Source organism: Pseudomonas sp. NFACC10-1, from assembly GCF_900119195.1.
Classification (GTDB): domain Bacteria; phylum Pseudomonadota; class Gammaproteobacteria; order Pseudomonadales; family Pseudomonadaceae; genus Aquipseudomonas; species Aquipseudomonas cerasi.
Genome location: NZ_FPJB01000006.1, coordinates 393,124 through 415,860, shown reverse-complemented (window position 1 = coordinate 415,860; position 22,737 = coordinate 393,124). Strand labels below are relative to the sequence as shown.

The 22,737-nt window shown below is 61.6% G+C and carries 1 protein-coding gene; it reads left to right on the top strand.

Features of this window, described 5'->3' with window-relative positions; all coding sequences use genetic code 11:
• On the top strand, window positions 1-22,569 hold a 22,569-nt coding region (gene syrE, locus BT119_RS19035; protein ID WP_072366644.1), incomplete at its 5' end, for a syringomycin E biosynthesis non-ribosomal peptide synthetase SyrE.
• Window positions 22,570-22,737: the final 168 nt, after the last annotated feature.

The following is a 22,737-nucleotide window of genomic DNA, read 5'->3' as shown; positions in this document are numbered from 1 at the left end:
GACCCGTTTTCCAGCGATCCGCAGGCCCGCCTGTACAAAACCGGCGACGTGGGTCGCTGGCTGGCCAATGGTGCGCTGGAATACCTGGGCCGTAATGACTTCCAGGTGAAGATCCGCGGCTTGCGTATCGAGATCGGTGAAATCGAGGCCGCTCTGGCCAAACACCCGGCGGTTCATGAAGCGGTGGTCACGGCTCGTGAAGATGTCCCGGGCGATAAACGTCTGGTGGCTTATTACACCCTGATCGCAGAGCATGCTTCGGTAGACATCGAAAACTTGCGCGACTGGCTGCAGGAACAACTGCCGGCTTATATGATCCCGATGGCCTATGTGCTGCTCGAGTCAATGCCATTGACGCCGAACGGCAAGCTGGACCGCAAAGCCTTGCCAGCCCCACAAGCCGATGCACTGATCAGCCGTGCCTATGAAGCCCCGCAAGGCGAAACCGAAACGCAGATCGCGGCTATCTGGCAAGACCTGCTGGGCATCGAGCAGGTAAGCCGTCACGACCATTTCTTCGAACTGGGTGGCCACTCACTGCTGGCCGTCTCGCTGATCGACCGTCTGCGCAAGCAGGGCCTGAATCTCAGCGTAAACACTGTATTCACTGCGCCCAGCGTGCGTGAAATGGCTCTGGCTATCAGCCAGGACAAACAACCCCTGTTCCAGGCACCGGCCAATCGCATTCCTGCCCACTGCACGCAATTAACGCCAGACATGTTGCCGCTGGTGGAACTGAGCGTTGATGAGATTGAACTGATTACCTCGGCCGTTCCGGGAGGAGCCGCCAATATCCAGGACGTCTATCCGCTGGCACCGCTTCAGGAAGGCATCCTGTTTCATTACCTGCTGAATCATGAACGCGACGCCTACCTTGTGCGCTCGACGATCGAGTTCGACAGCCGTGCACGTCTTGACGCCTTTCTTGAGAGCCTGCAAACGGTTATCGACCGCCATGATGTCCTGCGCAGTTCGGTGCATTGGACCGGCCTGCCGCAAGCGGTGCAAGTGGTGCACCGCCAGGCGCAATTGCCGGTACATACGCTCACCCTGACGCCCGATGAAGATGCATTCAGCCAGATGGATCGTCTAAGTGATCCCAGTCGTCTGCGTCTGGACCTGCGCCAGGCACCGCTATTGCTCGCCTACATTGCTGGCGATCCAAACTCGGATCGTTGGCTACTGGCGCTGATTGATCACCATATGATCAGCGACCACGTCACCCTGGAACTCATACTCGAAGAAATTCGCCTGCTGATGCGCGGCCAGAGCGCAGACCTGCTGCCACCGCAGCCTTACCGGGAGTTTGTCGCGCAGACCCTCGCCAGCCCTTCAAGTGCCCACGAAGCCTACTTCACCCGCCGCCTGGCTGATGTTGATTCACCCACCGCTCCGTTCGAACTGCTGGAAGTTCAGGGTGACGGTAATGACGTCGAAGAGGCCGAACTGGCATTGAGCAGTGACCTCTGCGCACGTATCCGGACTCAGGCCCGGGAGCTCGGCATGTCCCCGGCGGTGCTGTTCCATGTCGCCTGGGCCCAGGTGCTGGCCCGTTGTACCGGTCGCGATGATGTGGTGTTCGGCACGGCGGTCACCGGCCGCCTGCAAGGTACGATAGGCGCCGAGCGAGCCATGGGCATGTTCATGAACACCCTGCCGGTTCGCGTGCAACTGGCCACGCAAGGCGCCCACGAACTGGTCATGGCCACCCACCGTGATCTCAGCGAGTTACTGAGCCACGAGCAGGCATCATTGGCCCTGGCTCAGCGTTGCAGTAGCGTGGCCGCGGGAGTGCCGTTGTTCTCCAGCCTGCTCAACTACCGGCACCAGAGTGAGGACAGCCAGTTGCAATGGCCGGGCCTGCGCCTGCTCGACAGCTCCGAGCGCACCAATTACCCGTTATGCCTGTCAGTCAATGATTACGGCAGTGACCTCAGCCTGATGATACACGGCGTTCAGCCCGCGGATCCGCAACGTCTGGGCGCCATGATGCAGTGTGCGCTGGAGCAATTGACCGACGCACTGGCGCACACACCACAGATGGACGTTACGCAGCTGGATGTGCTGCCCGCCGCCGAGCGCAACCTGCTGCTGGAGACCTTCAACCAGACCCGCCAGGACTACCCGACGGACCTGTGCATTCAGCACCTGTTTGAGGCACAGGTACGCACGCAACCTGACGCCATCGCCGTGGCTTCCAAGGGTCAGCGCCTGAGCTATGACGAATTGAACCGTCAGGCCAACCGCCTGGCTCATCACCTGATCGGCCTGGGTATCGGCCCGGATGACCGGGTAGCGATCTGCGTCGAGCGCGGTGTGGAAATGATGGTCGGCCTGCTCGGTGTGCTCAAGGCCGGTGCTGCTTATGTACCTCTTGACCCGGCCTACCCGGCTGAGCGCCTGGCCTACATGATCGAAGACAGTACGCCGTCGGCGTTGCTGACACAGAGCCACTTGCAGGAGTATCTGCCGACTCTGACCTTGCCACTGGTATTGCTCGACGACGATCAGCACAGCACGTTTACCGAGCGTGACGACAACCCGGTGGTTGAAGCCCTCGACGTGCGCAATCTGGCCTATGTGATCTACACCTCGGGCTCCACCGGTAATCCGAAGGGCGTGATGATCGAGCATCGCGGCCTGGTCAACTACAGCGTCGATGCGGCGCGGCTGTTTGACTTGTCCCCCACCGACACCGTGCTGCAGCAGAACACCCTGAATTTCGACCTGTCGGTGGAGGAAATCTTCCCGGCCTTGCTGGCGGGTGCCACTCTGGCCCCGAGCCGCGAGATCTTCGGCAGCGAAGGGACTGAAGATTACGGTATTCATCCGACTGTCCTGCACCTCACCGCCGCGCACTGGCACACGCTGGTTGGCGAGTGGCACAAGCAACCGCAGGTGGCGGCTCAGCGCCTGCAACAGGTGCGTCTGATCAACGTCACTGGCGATGCGCTATCAGCACAGAAGCTCAAGCTCTGGGACGAGATGCGCCCGGCGCACACTCGCCTGATCAATACCTATGGCCCTACCGAAGCGACAGTGTCCTGCACCGCCGCTTATGTCAGCCATGACGCCGTGGCTGGCAGCGAAGGCAGCGGCAACGCGACCATCGGCAAGCCGATGGCCAACACCCGCATCTACCTGCTTGATGCCCGTCAACAACCGGTTCCGTATGGCGTGGCCGGTGAAATTTTCGTCGGTGGCGACGGCGTGGCCCGCGGTTACCTGAACCTTGCAGAGGTCAACGCCGAACGCTTCCTGGCGGATCCGTTCAGCAGCAGCCCTGATGCCAGGATGTACAAAACCGGAGACCTGGCACGTTACATGGCTGACGGCCGTATTGAATACCTGGGCCGTAACGACTTCCAGGTCAAAGTACGCGGTTTCCGTATCGAACTGGGCGAAATCGAAGCCCGCCTGGGCAATTGCACCGGGGTCAAGGAAGCGGTGGTGGTCGCCCGGGAAGATAATCCGGGAGACAAACGCCTGGTGGCCTATGTGGTTGGCCAGCCGCAAAGCCAGCTTACAGCTGCTGAACTGCGTGCCGAACTGGCGCCGCAACTGGCCGAGTACATGCTGCCGAGCGCATTCATGATCCTCGACGCCTTGCCGTTGACGCCGAACCGCAAGCTCGACCGCAAGGCCTTGCCAGCCCCGGACGCTGATGCACTGATCAGCCGTGGCTATGAAGCCCCACAAGGCGAAACCGAAGAGCGGATCGTGGCTATCTGGCAAGACCTGCTGGGCATCGAGCAGGTCGGGCGTCACGACCATTTCTTCGAACTGGGTGGCCACTCACTGCTGGCCGTCTCGCTGATCGAACGTCTGCGCAAGCAGGGCCTGAATCTCAACGTAAAGACTGTATTCACTGCCCCCAGCGTGCGTGAAATGGCCCTGGCTATCAGCCAGGACAAACAACCCCTGTTCCAGGCACCGGCCAACCGTATTCCGGCCCACTGCACGCAATTAACGCCGGACATGTTGTCGCTGGTAGAACTGAGCGTCGATCAGATTGAACTGATCACCTCGGCCGTTCCCGGCGGAGCCGCCAATATCCAGGACATCTACCCGCTGGCACCGCTTCAGGAAGGCATCCTGTTCCATCACCTGCTGAATCTTGAGCGCGACGCCTACCTGATGCGCTCGATGATCGAGTTCGACAGCCGCGCGCGTCTTGACGCCTTTCTTGGGGGCCTGCAAACGGTTATCGACCGCCATGATGTCCTGCGCACTTCGGTGCATTGGCTCGGCCTGCCGCAAGCGGTGCAAGTGGTGCATCGCCAGGCGCAATTCCCGATACATACCCTCACCCTGACACCGGATGAAGACGCACTCAGCCAGGTGGATCGTCTCACTGATCCCAATCGTCTGAGCCTGGACCTGCGACAGGCCCCGCTGCTGCTCGCCTACATTGCTGGTGACCCCAACTCGGATCGTTGGCTACTGGCGCTGCTTGATCACCACATGGTCAGCGACCACGTCACTCTGGAGCTCATACTCGAAGAAATTCGCCTGCTGATGCAAGGCCAGGGCGCAGACCTGCTGCCACCGCAGCCTTACCGGGATTTTGTCGCGCAGACCCTCGCCAGCCCTTCAAGTGCCCACGAAGCCTACTTCACCCGCCGCCTGGCTGATGTCGATTCCCCCACCGTTCCGTTCGACCTGCTGGAAGTTCAGGGCAACGGCAATGACGTCGAAGAGTTCGAACTGGCATTGAGCAGTGACCTCTGCGCATGTATCCGGACTCAGGCCCGGGAACGCGGTATGTCCCCGGCGGTGCTGTTCCATGTCGCCTGGGCCCAGGTGCTGGCCCGTTGTACCGGTCGCGATGATGTGGTATTTGGCACCGTGGTCACCGGCCGCCTGCAAGGTACGGTCGGCGCCGAGCGGGCCATGGGCATGTTCATGAACACCCTGCCGGTTCGCGTGCAACTGGCCACGCAAGGCATCCACGAGCTGGTCATGGAAACCCACCGTGATCTCAGCGAATTACTGAGCCACGAGCAGGCGTCATTGGCTCTGGCCCAACGTTGCAGTAGCGTGGCCACGGCGCTGCCGTTGTTCTCCAGCCTGCTCAACTATCGGCACCAGGGGCAGGACAGTCAGTTGCAATGGCCGGGCCTGCGCCTGCTCGACAGCTCCGAGCGCACCAACTACCCGTTGTGCCTGTCGGTCGACGACTACGGCAATGACCTCAGCCTGATGATACACAGCGTGCAGCCCGCGGATCCGCAACGCCTGGGCGCCATGATGCAGTGCGCGCTGGAGCAATTGACCGATGCGCTGGCGCACACACCGCAGATCGCCGTTACGCAGCTGGATGTGTTGCCCGCCGTCGAGCGCAACCTGCTGCTGGAGACCCTCAACCAGACCCGCCAGGACTACCCGACGGACCTGTGCATTCAGCACCTGTTTGAGGCACAGGTACGCACGCAACCTGACGCCAGCGCCGTGACTTTCCACGGGCAGCGCCTGAGCTATGCCGACCTGAATCGTCAGGCCAACCGTCTGGCTCATCATCTGATCGGCCTGGGCATTAGTCCGGATGACCGGGTGGCGATCTGCGTCGAACGCGGTGTGGAAATGGTGGTCGGTCTGCTCGGTGTGCTCAAGGCCGGTGCTGCTTATATGCCACTGGACCCGGCGTATCCGGTCGAGCGTCTTGCTTACATGATCAATGACAGCCAGCCAGCGGCGCTGCTCACTCAGCGCGGCTTGCAGGAGCGTTTGCCCACACTGTCGATGCCGCTGGTATTGCTCGATGCCGATCATTGCCAGGACCTCACCGAGTGTGATGACAACCCGGTGGTACCGACACTTGGCGTGCGCAACCTGGCGTATGTGATCTATACCTCCGGCTCCACCGGCAATCCAAAGGGCGTGATGATCGAACATCGCGGCCTGGTCAACTACAGCGTCGATGCGGCGCGGCTGTTTGACTTGTCCCCCACCGACACCGTGCTGCAGCAGAACACCCTGAATTTCGACCTGTCGGTGGAGGAAATCTTCCCGGCCTTGCTGGCGGGTGCCACTCTGGCGCCGAGCCGCGAGATCTTCGGCAGCGAAGGAACTGAAGATTACGGCATTCATCCAACTGTCCTGCACCTCACCGCCGCGCACTGGCACACGCTGGTAGCCGAATGGCACAAACAGCCGCAGGTGGCAAAGCGACGTCTGCAGCATGTGCGCTTGATCAACGTCACTGGCGACGCATTGTCGGCGCAGAAGCTCAAGCTCTGGGACGAGATGCGCCCGGCGCACACTCGCCTGATCAATACCTATGGTCCTACCGAGGCGACAGTGTCCTGCACCGCCGCGTATGTCAACCATGACACCGTGGCTGGCAGCGAAGGCAGTGGCAACGCGACCATCGGCAAACCGATGGCCAACACGCGCATTTACCTGCTCGACGATCATCAGCAGCCAGTGCCCTATGGCGTGGCCGGTGAGATTTTCATCGGTGGCGACGGCGTGGCACGCGGTTACCTGAACCTTGAAGCGGTCAACGCCGAGCGCTTTCTCGCTGATCCGTTCAGCAACAGCCCTGATGCCCGGATGTACAAGACCGGCGACCTGGCGCGCTACATGGCCGACGGCCGTATCGAATACCTGGGCCGTAATGACTTCCAGGTCAAAGTGCGCGGTTTCCGTATCGAACTGGGCGAAATCGAAGCCCGTCTGGGTAATTGCAAAGGGGTCAAGGAAGCGGTGGTGGTCGCTCGGGAAGATAACCCGGGAGATAAACGCCTGGTGGCCTATGTGGTTGCCCAGCCGCAAAGCCAGCTTACAACCGCTGAACTGCGTGCCGAACTGGCACCGCAACTGGCCGAGTACATGCTGCCGAGCGCATTCGTGATCCTCGACGCCTTGCCGTTGACGCCGAACCGCAAGCTGGATCGCAACGCCTTGCCGGCTCCGGAAGCCAATGCCTTTGCCAGCCGCGAACACGTGGAGCCGCAAGGTGAAACCGAGATTGCGCTGGCGCAGATCTGGCAAAACCTGCTCGATCTGGAACAAGTGGGCCGTCATGATCAGTTCTTTGAACTGGGTGGCCACTCCTTGCTGGCGATGCGTCTGATTTCCCAGGTGCGCCATCAATTGGGCGTCGAACTGGGTCTGGCCGCGCTGTTCGCCCACCCCGAACTGAGTACCCTGGCCGTAGCCATCGCTCAGGCCGGGCGCAGCAACTTGCCGGACATCGTGCCGGTGGCACGCGATCAGGCGTGGCCATTGTCATTCGGCCAGCAACGTCTGTGGTTCCTCGCTCAGATGGAAGGCGCCAGCGCGGCCTACCACATACCTGCCGGTCTGAGCCTGCATGGCGAACTGGACCTCAAGGCAATGCAACGGGCGCTGGAGCGCCTGGTTGCACGCCACGAAGGCTTACGCACCACATTCATTCAGGGTGATGACGGACAGCCGGTACAACGCATCAGCCCGGCGGATGCCGCTTTCAACCTGCAACTGCACGATCTGCAAGGGCTGGCGGATGCCGAGGAACAACTTCAGGCGCTGGCCAGCGAAGAGTCGCTGCAAAGCTTCGACCTGCAACAGGGCCCGCTGATTCGTGGCCGCCTGATTCGCATGGCCGAGGACCATCACGTCCTGTTGCTGACCATGCACCATATCGTGTCCGATGGCTGGTCGGTTGATGTGTTGACCCGCGAATTGTCTGCTCTCTATGCAGCATTCAGGCAGGGCCAGGACGACCCGCTGGCGCCACTGGAGCTGCAATACCTGGACTACGCCGTGTGGCAACGTCGCTGGCTGAGTGGCGATCTGCTGCAACAGCAAAGCGACTACTGGCAACAAACCCTTGCAGACGCTCCGGCGTTGTTGATGTTGCCCACCGATCGTGCGCGTCCGGCGTTGCAGGATTACGCCGGCGCAGCACTGCCTGTCATTTTCGACAAAGACCTTACCCATAGCCTCAAGGCGTTGAGCCAACGTCGCGGCAGTACCCTGTTCATGACGGTCATGGCCGCTTGGGCCGGGCTGCTGGGACGCTTGGCGGGTCAGGAAGATGTGGTCATCGGTACGCCAGTGGCCAACCGCACACGCAGTGAAGTCGAAGGGCTGGTGGGCCTGTTCGTCAACACCCTGGCCATCCGCGTTGACCTCAGTGGCAAGCCTACCGCAGAGACTCTGCTGGCGCGGGTCAAACGGCAGACTCTCGATGCACAGGCGCATCAGGACTTGCCGTTCGAACAAGTCGTGGAAGCCATCAATCCGCTACGCAGCCTCTCCCACAGCCCGATTTTCCAGGCCATGTTGTCGTGGGAGAACAACGAGGCGTCTGATCTGACGCTCGGCGACATGACGCTGAAAAGCGTCGAATTGGCCGCTGATACCGCTCAATTCGACCTGACGCTGGACATGGCCGAGGTGGATGAGCAACTGGTCGGCACGCTGGAGTACGCCACAGCGTTGTTCGACGAGAGCACCATGCGGCGGTATCTGGGCTACTTCCAGCGTGTGCTGGAGGCCATGGTCGCCGACGATCAACAGGTGCTGGAACACGTGACCTTGTTGGGGGGCGATGAACGTGAACATCTGCTGGCAGGCCTCAACGCAACAGAGGCGCCCTACCCGCAGGACTGCGCGATTCATCAGCTGTTTGAGGAAAGGGTTCAGGCGCAGCCCGACGCCATCGCCGTGGCCTGCGGGGCGCAGCGCTTGAGTTATGCGGAGTTGAACCGCCAGGCCAACGGTCTGGCGCATCATCTCATCAGCCTGGGCATCAGCCCGGATGATCGAGTGGCGATCTGCGTAGAACGCGGCGTGGAAATGATCATCGGCGTGCTCGGTGTACTCAAGGCTGGTGCCGCCTATGTACCACTGGACCCGGCCTACCCTGCTGAGCGTCTGGCCTACATGATCGAAGACAGTACGCCGTCGGCACTGCTGACCCAGCGTGGTGTGCAGGAGCGTCTGCCGACGCTTGACGTGCCGCTGGTGCTACTCGATGACGATCAACGCGATACCTTCTCCGAGCGTGACCACAACCCGGTTGTGGAAACCCTCGGCGGGCACAATCTGGCGTATGTCATCTACACCTCGGGCTCCACCGGCGTGCCGAAAGGCGTAATGGTCGAGCATCGCGGATTGCTCGCCGTCAGCGCGGCGTGGAAGCAATTGTATCCGTTACACGCGCCACTCAATCACTTGCAGATGGCCGGGTTTTCCTTCGATGTGTTCAGCGCCGACCTGATCCGCTCACTGGGTTTCGGCGGCACACTGGTGCTGTGCCCACGCGAGACCCTGATGGACCCGCCTGCGCTTTACCGCCTGCTGAGCGAGGAGTCGATCGGTTTTGCGGATTTCGTGCCGGCCGTGCTCAATGCGTTGCTGGCCTGGGTGGAAGAGACGGGTAACGACCTGTCGTTCATGCGCACCGTGGTCTGTGGTTCGGATATCTGGACCGCGCACAGCGCCCGGCAACTGCGCAAGTTTTGTGGCGATCACGTGCAGATCGTCCAGGCTTACGGTGTCACTGAAGCCAGCATCGACAGCACCTGTTTCGAGTTCGAGGCAAGCAGCCAGGTCGACGGGGTCTTGCCGATTGGCCGTGCATTGGCCAACACACGGATTTATCTGCTCGATGAGCTTGGCCAGCCGGTTCCGCCGGGCGTTGCGGGCGAGCTGTATATCGGCGGCGCAGGTATTGCACGCGGCTATCTGAACTTGCCGCAACTCACCGCCGAACGCTTCATGGACAGCCCCTTCGTGGCGGGCGAACGGCTTTACCGCAGCGGCGATATGGCGCGCTACCGGGCTGATGGCAATATTGAATTCCTCGGCCGCAACGACTCCCAGGCCAAGCTGCGCGGGCTGCGTCTGGAGCTGGGCGAAATCGAAGCACGTCTGGCCGAGGTCGCGGGTATACGCGAAAGCCTGGTCGTAATTCGCGAGGACAGCAGCGGCACGCCGAAACTGGTTGCGTATTTCGTGGAATATGCCACCCGCGAACCTGCCGGCCCTGCCCTTACCCCGCGCGCGCTTCGCCAGCACCTGCAACTCAACCTGCCGGAATACATGATCCCGGCAGCGTTCGTGCGCATGGACGCATTGCCGCTGAGTGCCAATGGCAAGCTGGATCGCAGAGCGTTGCCCGAACCGGACGCCGCAGCCTTCGATCAGCATGATTTCGAAGCAGCCGATGGCCCGCTGGAGACGGCAGTCGCCGCAATCTGGGCCGATGTGCTGGGCGTCGCGCAAGTCGGTCGGCATGATGACTTTTTCGCGCTCGGCGGTCATTCATTGCTGGTCATGCGTGTGCTGGCCCAGGTTCGTCAGCAATTGAATCTGGAGGTTTCACCGTCAGCGTTTTTCGCAGCGCCGGTTCTGCGGCAGTTCGCAGAGCGGCTGAGCAACACGCAGGGCAACGCTCGCCTGGCGATCACGCCTGTGCAACGTTCGGGTGCGCTACCGTTGTCGTTTGCCCAACAGCGCCTGTGGTTCCTCGCGCAACTGGAAGGTGGCAGCGCCGCTTACCATATTCCAGTTGGGTTACGTCTGCGCGGCAGCCTTGATCAGGCGTCGCTGCAACGCGCACTGGACCGTATCGTGGCCCGCCATGAGGCGCTGCGCACGACCTTTGTACAAGAGCAGGGACAGCCTGCGGAGCAGCGTATCTCTGCCACTGAAACAGGTTTCAGACTGCAACTGCAGGTACTGGCCGGGCAGACCGATGCCGAAGACAAGCTGCTCGCCATCGCTGCACAAGAGGCCAGCGAGCACTTCGACCTCGTCAATGGCCCGTTGGTGCGCGGGCGTCTGGTGCGCATGGCCGATGACGACCACGTGTTGCTGGTGACCATGCACCACATCGTCTCCGATGGCTGGTCAACCGGGGTGTTGAACCGCGAGCTGGGCGCGCTCTATGCAGCCTTCAGTGAGGGGGCGGAGGATCCGCTGCCGGCGTTGCCGGTGCAGTACGTCGACTACGCACTGTGGCAACGTGACTGGTTGAGTGGCGACGTGCTGCAACAACAGCGTCAGTACTGGCAGCAGGCACTGGCCGGTGCGCCAGCCTTGCTGACCCTGCCGACCGATCGGCCACGTCCGGCGCAACAGGACTACAGCGGGCAGACGCTGGAGCTGGTGCTGGATACGCAATTGACCCATGGCCTCAAGGCTTTGGGCCAACGATATGGCAGCAGCCTGTTCATGACCGTGATGGGTGCCTGGGCCGCGCTGTTGGGACGGCTGTCCGGTCAGGACGACGTGGTGATCGGTACGCCGGTTGCCAACCGAATGAGCGCCGAGGTGGAGAACCTGATCGGGTTCTTCGTCAACACCCTTGCTGTACGGATCGACCTCTCGGGGGCGCCAAGCGTCGAAGCGCTTATGCTGCAGGTCAAACAGCAGACCCTGGCTGCTCAGGCAAATCAGGACCTGCCGTTCGAACAAGTGGTTGAAGTGGTTCGACCACAACGCAGCCTGTCTCACAGCCCGATTTTTCAGGCGATGCTGTCATGGCGAGACAATGAGGACGACGCCCTGGTGCTCGGCGACATAAGCCTGCAAGGCGTTGCAGTGCCCGGTGATGCATCAAAATTCGACCTGGCGCTGGACATCGGTGAGGTAGACGGACAACTGATCGGCACGCTGGAGTACGCTACGGCGCTGTTCGACGAAAGCACCATGCGACGTTATCTGGGCTACTTCCAGCGTGTGCTGGAAGCCATGGTGGCCGACGATCGGCAAGTGCTGGAGCAGGTGCCGTTGCTCGACACGGCGGAGCGCGAGTACCTGCTGACGGATATCAATGCCACAGAGCGCGCCTACCCGCTCGGTCAGTTGATGCATCGCTTGTTCGAGGCCCATGCCGAAGCTGCACCGCAGGCAATTGCAGTCCGCCAGGGTGAGCAGACACTGACCTACGCCGAGCTCGACAGCCGCGCCAACGCCTTGGCTCAGCAACTTCGCCAGCACGGCGTGGTGTCTGGAACCCGGGTGGCGATCCTGCTGGATCGTTCGGTGGAGTTGCTGGTCAGCATGCTGGCCATTCTCAAGTGCGGTGCGGCGTATCTGGCGCTGGACCGCCTGGCCCCTGAAGAACGCCTGCGCTTCATGCTCGAGGACAGCGAAGCCATCATGCTGCTGAGCCGCAGCGACCTGACGGCACCTGAAATGACGCCAAGACTGGATCTGGACAGGCTGGATCTGTCAGCGCTGAGCCAAGGGCCAGTCGTGCTTGCAGATGACGTCGCAGGCGAGACCCCCGCGTGCATCATTTACACCTCTGGCTCCACCGGTCAGCCCAAGGGCGTGATCGTGACCCACAACGGCATTGTGCGTCTGGTTCAGGACAACGGTTACTACGACTTCTCGGCTGAAGACCGTGTGGCGTTTTCGTCCAACCCGGCATTTGACGCCAGTACTCCGGAAATCTGGGGTGCGTTGCTCAATGGTGGCCAGTCGGTGATTATCGAGCCCCATGTGCTGCTCGAGCCGGTGGCGTTCGCCGCCCTTCTGAAACGCCATGGTGTAACAGCCATGATCAGCTCGACCGCCCTCTTCAACCTGTATGCCGGGTTGATTCCAGAGGCCCTGGCAGGCTTGCGCATGATCATGTGTGGTGGCGAGCGCGCTGATCCGGCCTCGTTCCGTCGGGTCCGTGAACATTCCGCTCAGATACGCCTGTTCAACGGCTACGGCCCGACCGAGGGCACCACCTGTGCCACCAGCTACGAAATTTTCGAGGTACTGCCTGACACCCTGAGTCTGCCGATTGGCAAGCCCAATGCCAACGTGCGGGTCTATGTGCTTGATGCCCGGCGCGAACCGGTGCCGATGGGGGTGGTCGGCGAGATCTACATCGGTGGTACTGGCGTTGCACTCGGCTACCTGAACCGTCCCGAGCTGACCGCCGAACGCTTCAGTGACGACCCGTTCACTCGGCAGCCAGGCGCGAGACTCTATCGCACCGGCGATCTCGCGCGCTGGTTGCCGGACGGTAACCTTGAATACGTGGCGCGTAACGATGGGCAGGTCAAGGTCCGCGGCTTCCGCGTCGAGCTGGGCGAAATCGAAAGCGTCCTGCACTTGTGCGACGGCGTGCGCAACTCCGTGGTGGTGGCGCACGAAGCCAGCCCGGGTGACACCCGTCTGGTCGCCTATTACACCGTGCATGCGGGCGTTGAAGCACCTGACCCGGAGGATCTGCGTACGCAATTGAGTGGCGGTTTGGCGGAATACATGGTGCCGAGTGTGTTCATGCGTCTGGATACCTTGCCGCTGACACTCAATGGCAAGGTCGACCTGAAAGCACTGCCGGCACCGGACCTGAATGCCATGTCCGAGCGAATCTACGTTGCGCCGGAGAGCGCCACCGAACAGGCCCTCGCGGAGATATTCCAGGAATTGCTGAGCCTCGAAAGAGTGGGTCGCCATGACGGCTTCTTCGAGCTTGGCGGCCACTCGCTGCTGGCTGCACAACTGGTTTCCCGGGTGCGTCAGCAACTGAACGGCGACATGGCGCTGCGCCAGCTGTTCAGTCATCCGACCGTGGCCGAACTGGCGAAGGTGGTCGATGGCCTGCAAGCGGTCGATTCCGATAGCATCGAACCCATCGGGCGTAACGCGCCGCTGGCACTGTCCTTTTCCCAGCAGCGCCTGTGGTTTCTCGACAGGCTCGACCCTGGCGCCAGCAGCGCCTACCACATGCCGATGTCGCTGCTGCTGCGCGGCGAGCTTGATCACAGCGCGCTCAAGGCTGCGCTCGACCGTCTGGTCGCGCGTCATGAAAGCCTGCGCACTACGTTCGAGTTGCACGGCGAACAGCCGGTGCAGGTCATCGCAGCGGCGGATAGCGGTTTCGCCCTGGCAGAACAGGACTTGCGCTCGCAGCCTTACGAACAGGCCAGCCTCAGCGCTTCACGCATCGCCGACAGCGAGGACGCTGCACCGTTTGACCTGCGCCAGGGCCCGCTGATTCGCGGGCATCTGCTGCGCCTGACCGATAACGAGCACATGCTGTTGATCACCCAGCACCACATCATCTCCGACGGCTGGTCGGTGGGTGTACTGGTCAACGAGTTCGCCGCCCTCTACCAGGCCTTCAGTCAGCATCGGCCTGACCCGTTACCTGCCCTGTCAATCCAGTACGCCGACTACGCCGCCTGGCAACGCCGCACCTTTACCGGCGAGCGCCTTGCCGAGCAGGCCGACTTCTGGCGTGAGCACCTGGGTGGTGCACCGACGCTGATGTCGCTGCCTACTGATCGGCCACGTCCGGCGGTGCAAAGCTACCGCGGCGGCGCTGTGCCATTGACAATCGATGCAGCGCTTCATCAACGTCTGGAGCGCTTCTGCCAGACCCACAACGTCACCCTGTTCATGGGGCTGCTCAGCGCCTGGTCGGTCCTTATGGCGCGGCTAAGCAACGAGCGCGATGTGGTGATAGGCGTGCCGAGCGCCAACCGTGGCCGCACCGAAACCGAGAATCTGATCGGTTTCTTCGTCAACACCCTGGCGCTGCGCGTCGATCTGGCGCAGAACCCGAGCGTGGCGCAGCTGCTGGAACAGGTCCGCCAGACCACGCTGGCGGCCCATGAGCATCAGGACATTCCGTTCGAGCAAGTGATCGAAGCCTTGCAGCCGCCACGCTCGATGAGCCATAGCCCGCTGTGTCAGGTCGCCCTGTCGCTGGATAACACCAGCGTTGGTGGCGAGTTGAGCCTGCCGGGCCTTAGCCTGCATCCGATGTTGCAGGCCCATGAAACCGCGCAATTCGACCTGATGCTGATGCTGGGTAGCGAAAACGGCAGGCTGACCTGGATGATCGAATACGCCAGCGACCTGTTCGACCACGCGACCGTCGAGCGTTTTGCCGAGCATTTTCACACGCTACTGGAGGCGATGGTCGAGGATGTCGCGCAACCTGTGCTCAGCCTGCCGTTGCTCAGCCAGGCGCAGCGCCTGGCCTCGCCAGCGCTATTGCAGCCCAAGGCGGTATTCGCATCGGGTCTGATGGTGCATCAGCGCTTCGAACAGTTCGCCGCCGCCCACCCGCAGGACATCGCACTGGTCTTTGGCGGGCATGAGGTGAGTTACCAGGCGCTCAATCGCCGAGCCAACCGTCTGGCCCATGAACTGCTCGCCCAAGGCGTGCGCCCCGATGACCGGGTAGCGATCCTCGCAGAGCGAGGCACACAGATGGTCTGCGCGGTGCTGGCCGTGCTCAAGGCCGGTGCAGCCTATGTACCGCTGGATCCGACTTACCCCACCGAGCGTCTCGGCTACCTGCTGGCAGACAGTGCGCCGGTAGCGTTGCTGGCCCAGTCGGCCTGCCTCGACGTGCTGCCGGTACACAGCGTGCCGGTACTGACCCTCGGCGCGGACAACGACAGTGCCGATTTGGCAGATGAATCGCTGGACTGCAACCCTGAGCCTGCTGCTCTGGGTCTGTCTCGCGAGCACCTGGCTTATGTCATTTATACCTCAGGGTCTACAGGCCTGCCCAAAGGTGTACTGGTGGAGCACGGCAACGTTGCACGCCTTTTCGACGCCACCGCCAGGCAATTCAACTTCGGCCGTGAGGATGTCTGGACGCTGTTCCACTCCTTTGCCTTCGACTTCTCGGTCTGGGAAATCTGGGGCGCGCTGTGCTACGGCGGCAAACTGGTCATCGTCCCGAGTGAGGTGGCGCGTTCGCCGGATGACTTCTATGCGCTGGTCTGCGAGCAGCAGGTCACCGTTCTGAACCAGACGCCAAGCGCTTTCCGCCAGTTCATCCAGGCCCGCGAACGCAGCCCACAGGAGCATGCGCTGCGTGAAGTGGTATTCGGGGGTGAGGCTTTGGACTTCCGCAGCCTGCAGCCCTGGACCGCACGCACACCGCTGTCGCGTACCCGTCTGGTGAACATGTACGGGATCACGGAAATCACTGTGCATGCCACTTACTACCCGATCAGCCAGGCAGAAATCGACACAGCCATGCCAAGTCTGATCGGTCCGGCACTTGATGACCTGTGCCTGCGTATCCTCGACGACTATCAGCAGCCGGTGCCGGTGGGCGTCAATGGCGAGATTTACATCGGCGGTGCCGGTGTTGCCCGGCATTACCTGAACCGCACGGAACTGAATGCCGAACGTTTTATTGCCGACCCCTATGCGTTGCAAAGCGGCGCACGGCTCTATCGCACCGGCGACGTTGCGCACTACCGCAGCGACGGCGGCGTGGTCTACGTCGGCCGCAATGACTCGCAAATCAAGATTCGCGGCTTTCGTATCGAGTTGGGCGAGATCGAGGCGCAATTGCTCGCCTGCCCCGATGTCCGTGAAGCGATGGTCATCGTGCGTGAGGATCGCCCCGGCGACAAACGCCTGGTCGCGTACCTGATTGCCGAGGAAGGCGCCGCTCCCGAGTCAGCGCTCCTGCGCAACCAACTGGCCAGCGTGCTGGCCGAACACATGCTGCCCAGTGCCTTTGTGACCCTCGAAAGCTGGCCGTTGACCACCAACGGCAAGCTGGACCGTGCCGCCCTGCCCGCGCCGGACCAGTTCGCGACGGTGAGTCGTGACTACGAAGCACCGCTAGGCGCTATCGAAACGACCCTGGCCGCTGCCTGGCAGGAATTGCTCGGGGTCGAACGTGTCGGTCGCCAGGATCACTTCTTCGAACTGGGTGGTCACTCTTTCCTCGTGATTAACCTGATAGAGCGCTTGCGTCAGATCGGCTTGGTACTGGATGTGAGCACGGTGTTCTCGGCGCCAACCCTACAAGCCATGGCCGCGGTCCTGGCGGGCGGCACTGCGGCGGAACGGGTCGCCCCGGCGAACCTGATTCCCGTCGATTGCACGGCGTTGACCCCGGACATGCTGCCGTTGGTGAAACTGACCCGGCAGGAACTGGAGCATATCGTTGCCGATGTGCCAGGCGGCGTCGCCAATGTTCAGGATATCTACCCACTGTCGTCGTTGCAGGAAGGCATCCTGTTTCACCATCTGTTGCAGTCAGAAGGTGATGCCTACCTGATGCGCACCATAGCGACCTTCGACAGCCGTGCGTTGCTCGACAAGTTCCTCGGCGCGCTGCAAGTGGTCATCAACCGCCACGACATCATGCGCAGCTCCCTGCGCTGGCAAGGTCTGCCGCAACCGGTACAGGTGGTGCATCGCCAGGCAACGTTGCCAGTCATTGAACTCGACACCGCGCCGGGTGAAGACGCCTTGCAGATGCTGCGCGACCGCACCAATACCTACCATATGCGCCTGGACCTGCAACAGGCACCGCTGATAGCCGCGTATATCACGTACGATACCCGGCAGGAAAAGTGGCTGATGGCGTTGCTGGACCATCACCTCATCAGCGACAACGTCACCCTGCGCCTGATCATGGGCGAGATCCAGGCAGTGATGGACGGACGCGCCGACGCCCTGCCGCCATCCCAGCCGTACCGCAACTTCATCGCTCAGGCCGCATGTGTTTCCCAGGCCGAACATGAAGCCTACTTCCGTCAACTGCTGGGGGATGTCGATACCACCACTGCGCCCTATGGCGTGCTCGATGTGCGTGGCGGCGATGCAACAATCCTGCGTTCGGTGCAGGATCTGAGCGACGATCTCAGCGCGCGGATCCACAGCACCGCTCGGGCCCAGGGCGTACCAACCTCGGTGCTGTTCCACGCCGCATGGGGCTTGGTGGTGGCCGCCACCAGCGGCCGCGACGACGGGATTTTCGGTACCGTGCTTTCGGGACGCTCCCAGGGCACATCCGGCGCCAACCATGCGCTGGGGATGTTCATCAATACCTTGCCGATGCGTATTCGCCTGCAACAAAACAGCGTGCGCGATATCGTTCAGGACGCCTACCAACAGCTCAGCGGCCTGCTGACCCACGAGCAGGCGCCTCTGGCCCTGGCGCAGCGCTGCAGTGCAGTGGATGCATCGCTGCCGATGTTCACCGTGATCCTCAACTGTCGTCACGGTGATCTGGTGAACACTGCCGGGGAAAACATCGAGGACATGGGCGAGGAGCAGGAAGGGGTTCATTTCCTGGGCTCCGAAACCCGTACCAACTACCCGATCGAAATTGCCGTAGCCAATGAGGCCAATGGTTTTTCGCTGACTGCGCAGTCTATAGATGGCATCGACCCGCACCGGATTGCCGCCTACCTCGGTCAGGCGGTCGCCGAGCTGGTCAATGCCCTCGAGCAGGATCCGCAACGTCTGGCAAGCAGCCTGGAAGTGGTCCCGGAGGACGAGCGGCAACGGCTGCTCAATGACTTCAACGACACCGCCAGTGAATTCGCTCCGGCAGTGCCGATCCATGCCTTGTTCGAACACCAGGTCCGCTGCAACCCCGAGGCTGTAGCGCTGGTCTACGAAGACCGCCAACTGAGCTATCGCCAGCTCAACCGCCGTGCGAACCACGTGGCCCGGCAGCTGCTGCAACTCGGTGTGCAGCCGGACGAGCGCGTGGCCATCTGCGCCGAACGCAGTCTGGACATGATTGTCGGCCTGCTGGGCGTGCTCAAGTCCGGCGCTGCTTACGTGCCGATCGATCCTGCCCACCCGGCTGACCGCATGGCCTTCATGTTGCAGGACAGCCAGCCGCGTGCGCTGCTGACCCAGAGCGCACTCAGTCTGCCGGCTGGCGACATACCGCCGATGTTGCTCGACAGCGCTGAATCGCTGCTGGCAGCGGACGATCAGGCGTTCGACGCCAATCCAGTGGTCGACGGCCTGACGGCGGAAAACCTGGCCTACGTGATCTATACGTCAGGCTCCACTGGCCAGTCAAAAGGTGTCATGGTCGAGCACCGCTCGGTGTTCAACTTCTGGAACGTGCTGACCCGCACCACCCATCAGCATTGTCCGACACCGGCCACCGTGGCGCTGAACGCCGGCTTCTTCTTCGACATGTCGATCAAAGGCATCTCGCAATTGTTCTCCGGCCACACGCTGGTGATCATCCCGCAACTCATTCGTGCCAACGGCAGCGAACTGCTGGACTTCCTCGAAGCCCATCAGGTTCATGCCTTCGACTCAACACCATCGCAGCTCGACACCCTGCTTTCCGCCGGTTTGCTGGAACGCAGCAGTTACCAGCCGGTCAGCGTGCTGTTGGGTGGCGAGGCGATCAACGCCAGCACCTGGGAAAAGCTGCGCAACTGCCAGACCATCCGCTTCTACAACATGTATGGCCCGACCGAATGCACAGTGGACGCGACCATTGACCTGATCCGCGACCTGGGTGAAAAACCAAGCATCGGCCGACCCATCGCCAACGTTCAGGTGCATGTTCTGGACGCGCGTGGCGAGCCTGCACCACTGGGCGTCGCCGGGGAAATTCACATCGGCGGTAGCGGTGTGGCTCGTGGCTACCTCAACCGTGACGAGCTGAGTGCCGAACGTTTCATTGCTGACAGGTTCTCCAGTAACGCCAACGCCCGCCTTTACAAAACCGGCGATCTGGGTCGCTGGCTGGCGGACGGCACGCTGGAATACATGGGCCGTAACGACTTCCAGGTGAAGGTTCGCGGTTTCCGTATCGAGCTGGGTGAAATCGAAAACGTTCTGCTGGCCGTACCAGGCATCCGCGAGGCGGTGGTGATTGCCCGCAACGACAGCCAGGGTGATTCGGACAGTCAGCGCTTGGTCGCTTATGTCTGTGGTGAATCGGTTGCGGCCGAGCATTTGCGTAGCGAGCTGCTCAAGCATCTGCCGGAATACATGGTGCCCAGTGCCTTCGTCCATCTAGATGCCCTGCCGCTGACTTCAAACGGCAAGCTCGACCGCCGAGCGCTGCCGGCACCTGGTCAGGATGCGTTGGCCAGCAAGGCTTACGAGGCGCCGCAAGGCGAAACCGAAGAGGCCATCGCCGAAATATGGAAAGCCCTGCTGCATCTGGATCAGGTCGGCCGCAACGACGGCTTCCTTGAACTGGGCGGCCATTCGTTGCTCGCCGTGCAATTGCTGTCGCGACTGCGACGCAAGCTCGGTACACGAATCACCTTGCGTGAACTGTTCGACGCACCGACCGTGCGTGGCCTGGCCTCATTGGTCAACGCCACGGCGCCAAGTGAAGCGCAATCAATTCCAAGGGCGGATCGCTCGGGCCGTCTGCCACTGTCATTCTCCCAGCAACGCCTGTGGTTCCTCGATCATCTGGATCATGCTGCCGGTGCGGCCTATCACTTGCCGATGGCCTTGCGCCTGACAGGGGCACTGGACACGGCTGCCTTGCAGGCGACGCTTGATCGTCTGGTTGCACGCCACGAAACCCTGCGCACGCGCTTTGAGTTGGTTGACGGTGAACCGGTGCAGAAGATCGCCCCGGCCGATACCTGCTTTCCTCTGTTGCAACAGGATCTGCGCGGACTTTCCAGTGAGGAGCGCACGGCGACCCTGGCCCGTCTGGGTCAGGAAAATGCCACGCAACTGTTCGACCTGACTCAGGGGCCTATGCTGCGCGGGCATCTGCTGCAGGTGGCGGATGCCGAACATGTGCTGTTGATTACGTTGCATCACATCGTCTCCGACGGCTGGTCCAACAGTGTTCTGGCCCAGGAAGTGAGTGTGCTTTACAGCGCTTTCAGTCAAGGCCAAAAGGACCCGCTGCCAGCGCTGCCGCTTCAATACGTGGACTACGCCGCCTGGCAACGGAAATCCCTTGACGGTCCTGCGCTGCAAGCTCAGGTCGACTTCTGGCGTACGCATCTGGAAGGCGCGCCAAGCCTGCTGAACCTGCCACTGGACCGTCCGCGTCCAGCTATCCAGAGCTACACCGGCGGGATGATCGAGTATGTGTTCTCGCCAGAGCTGAGTGCCGACGTGCGCGCGTTCAGCCAGGCTCAGGGCAGCACACTGTTCATGGTTCTGCTGGCAGGCTGGTCGATGCTCATGAGTCACCTCAGCGAGCAGAATGATGTGGTGGTCGGTACGCCTGTCGCCAACCGTCAACGCCCGGAACTGGAGCCATTGATCGGCTTCTTCGCCAATACACTGGCATTGCGTGTGGCAACCTGCCGAGAGACCCGAGTGAGTGATGTACTCGGCCGGATCAAAGACATCACGCTGTCTGCCTACAGTCATCAGGATCTACCGTTCGAGCAAGTGGTAAGCGCCTTGCAGCCAACCCGCAGCATGAGCCACAGCCCGTTGTTCCAAGTGATGCTGAGCCTGGACAACACGCCCCCTTCGCTGTTGCAACTGCCCGGTCTGGAAGTCGAGTCGCTGGACAGCGCTCATATCACCACTCAGTTTGACCTGTCTTTGTCACTCACCGATACCGGCGAAAGCCTGAGCGGCGGTCTGCAATACTCCAGCGACCTGTTCGACAAAACCACTGTGCAGGCCATCATGCAGTTGTTTGCCACAGTTCTGGAGAACATGGTGACTGATGCACAGCAGTCGATCGGTCAGGTGCTGAACAACACGCCGGCGCTGCCGCGCTCGGCGCATACCGCGACTATCACTGCGACGGCCGAAAGCGAACAGCCTGAAGACCTGCCGTACGAAGCGCCCGAAGGCGACACCGAGATCGCCCTCGCCAACCTCTGGAAGGAGTTGCTCAAGCTGGACAAGGTCAGTCGCCATGACGACTTCTTCAAGTTGGGTGGCATTTCGCTGATGGCGGTGCAGATGGCCTCGCGCCTGCGCAAGGTGCTCGGCAAACCGATCGCGGTCCGCGATCTGTTCATCGAACCGACCATTGCCGGTTTTGCCAGAACCCTGGACGGCCAGGCACGTCCCGGCAAGCACAGCAATCTGGTGCCTGTCCGTCGCACTGGCTCGCAAACCCCGTTGTTCCTGGTCCACCCGCTGGGCGGCGAAGTGCAATACGTGCGCGATCTGGCCGCGGCAATCGACCCACAGGTGCCGCTCTACGGCTTGGCCGCCAGCGGCCTGGCAGCTGGAGAGAAGCCGTTGTCTGACGTGCCGGCCATGGCCGCGCGTTACCTGGCAGCGATTCGCCAGGTACAACCAAAAGGGCCTTACCGGATCGGCGGCTGGTCTGCAGGTGGTCTTATTGCTTATGAAATGGCCCGCCAGCTGCAATCCAATGGTGAACAGCTGGAGTTCCTCGGCATCATCGACACCTCCGCGCGTCTTGAGCAGCAAACGCCTCAGGCATTGAGCGAAGGTCAATTCCTGATGAGCTGGCTACCCGAGCAGTTCGACCCCGAGGTGTTCCGGCAACTCACCGAGCTGGCCAGCACGGATGCCGTCGATGAAATGCTCGCACTGTGCATTGCACACCGCCTGCTTCCGGAGGAGCTGCCACAGGACGTCGATGCCACCTTGTTACGCAGCCATCTCGCGGTGGCCTATGCAACCAATAGGGCAATCGACGCCTATGTCAGCCCACCCGCTCCGCTCTCGGTGACGCTGTTTACGGCCAGCGGGCAGGAGCGCAACGATCCGCTGCTGGGGTGGAGTGAGTTGCTAGAGACCCCGGTGAGCATGACAGCGCTTCCCGGGACCCACGAGACCCTGGTCCGGGCGCCTCATGTCAGCGCACTGGGCCAGGCGATCTCCCGGGCGCTGAACAAGGAGCCGGCCCACAAGACCTTCAAAGCCGAGGTTTCACGTTCGATAACAGCGTCAGCTGAGTAGTAACCGCTCGGTTGCGCAGGATGTCCCGGTATCCCGTGACAGACTTTTCCTGCGCAACTCAGCTTAATGGGAACCTCGAGCTGAATCGTTTTTTGTGAAGACATTCACGCGTGATACCGGATTCGATTGATGTCAAGGGGCAAAGGATTTGAGCGTGCGGAGGACGGA